Below are 1,704 nucleotides of genomic sequence, written 5' to 3' on the forward strand. Positions count from 1 at the left end.
CGTAGGGTGAATTCCGGTCGGGTGGCGTGGGCGAACAGGAACTTCAGAATCGTCTCGCTCTCGGTTTCCGACAGCTCGTTGATCCTGGCCGAGTGGGCGCCCTTGACTGGGCTCCGGAAGCTCGGCGCAAGCGGCAAGCGAAGCTGAAACAATGAGGCTTTGGCAATGCAATACAATCTCACCCGGATCGACCCTGATGCTCCTAACGAGCAGTATCCGATCGGCCAACGGGAAACCGTTTCCGATCCGTTAGAAGATCAAGTCCACAAAAACATTTTCATGGGCAAGCTGGAAGACGTGCTGAGTGGCGCGGTCAACTGGGGGCGTAAAAACTCCCTGTGGCCGTACAACTTCGGCCTTTCGTGCTGCTATGTGGAAATGACCACCGCCTTCACGGCGCCCCACGACATCGCGCGCTTTGGCGCCGAGGTAATACGGGCATCACCGCGTCAGGCGGATTTCATGGTTATCGCCGGTACCTGCTTCGTCAAGATGGCGCCGATCATCCAGCGCCTCTACGAGCAAATGCTCGAACCGAAGTGGGTTATCTCCATGGGTTCCTGCGCCAACTCCGGTGGCATGTACGACATCTACTCCGTGGTTCAAGGGGTGGACAAGTTCCTGCCCGTGGATGTCTACGTACCTGGCTGCCCGCCTCGCCCTGAAGCCTTCCTGCAAGGCTTGATGCTGTTGCAGGAGTCGATTGGCCAGGAGCGTCGCCCACTTTCCTGGGTCGTTGGCGATCAAGGCGTTTATCGCGCCGAGATGCCTTCGCAGAAGGAACAGCGCCGCGAACAGCGTATTCAGGTAACCAACCTGCGCAGCCCTGACGAAGTCTGATCCAGATCTGCTGTTTCAAAGAAACGAGAACCTGGCTTCATTCTTTACGTTGACCGAAAGCGATAAATAACCATGACTACAGGCAGTGCTCTGTACATCCCGCCTTACAAGGCTGACGACCAGGATGTGGTCGTCGAACTGAACAACCGTTTTGGCCCCGAGGCGTTCACCGCCCAATCAACCCGCACCGGCATGCCGGTGCTTTGGGTTGCCCGCGCCAAACTCGTCGAGGTTCTGACTTTCCTGCGCAATCTGCCCAAGCCGTACGTCATGCTCTATGACCTGCACGGCGTGGACGAGCGTCTGCGCACCAAGCGTCAGGGGCTACCCGCGGGCGCCGACTTCTCCGTGTTCTATCACTTGATGTCGATCGAGCGTAATAGTGACGTAATGATCAAGGTCGCCTTATCCGAGAGCGACCTCAGCTTACCGAGCGTCACCAGCATCTGGCCAAACGCCAACTGGTACGAGCGTGAAGTCTGGGACATGTACGGCATCGACTTCACCGGTCACCCTCACCTGTCGCGCATCATGATGCCGCCGACCTGGGAAGGTCACCCGCTGCGCAAGGACTTTCCTGCCCGCGCCACCGAATTCGATCCGTACAGCCTGAACCTGGCCAAGCAACAGCTCGAGGAAGAAGCCGCGCGCTTCCGCCCTGAAGACTGGGGCATGAAGCGTTCCGGTCCGAACGAAGACTACATGTTCCTCAACCTGGGTCCGAACCACCCTTCGGCCCACGGTGCGTTCCGCATCATCCTGCAGCTGGACGGTGAAGAAATCGTCGATTGCGTACCGGACATCGGCTACCACCACCGTGGCGCCGAGAAGATGGGTGCCTGAAACAACTCAGCAGTACCCCTG

The 1,704-nt window shown here is 58.4% G+C and carries 1 protein-coding gene and 2 pseudogenes; 2 read left to right on the plus strand and 1 reads right to left on the minus strand.

The annotated features are described in order from the left end of the window. Positions 1-89 (minus strand): annotated as a pseudogene (locus tag ACQKP2_RS32785) (taurine dioxygenase); the annotation flags it as partial. 76 nt (positions 90-165) lie between these two features. Here ACQKP2_RS32785 and ACQKP2_RS32790 point away from each other — a divergent pair. Together ACQKP2_RS32790 and ACQKP2_RS32795 are read left to right on the plus strand one after the other, a co-directional pair. After that, complete coding sequence (locus ACQKP2_RS32790; protein ID WP_427582375.1) at positions 166-840, plus strand: NuoB/complex I 20 kDa subunit family protein; 675 nt, start codon at positions 166-168, stop codon at positions 838-840. A gap of 72 nt (positions 841-912) precedes the next feature. After that, positions 913-1,674: pseudogene (locus ACQKP2_RS32795) on the plus strand (NADH-quinone oxidoreductase subunit C); the annotation flags it as partial. Between the last annotated feature and the right edge of the window lie 30 nt (positions 1,675-1,704).

Origin of the sequence: Pseudomonas sp. NPDC089569, from assembly GCF_050280625.1 — a bacterium.
Classification (GTDB): Bacteria; Pseudomonadota; Gammaproteobacteria; order Pseudomonadales; family Pseudomonadaceae; genus Aquipseudomonas.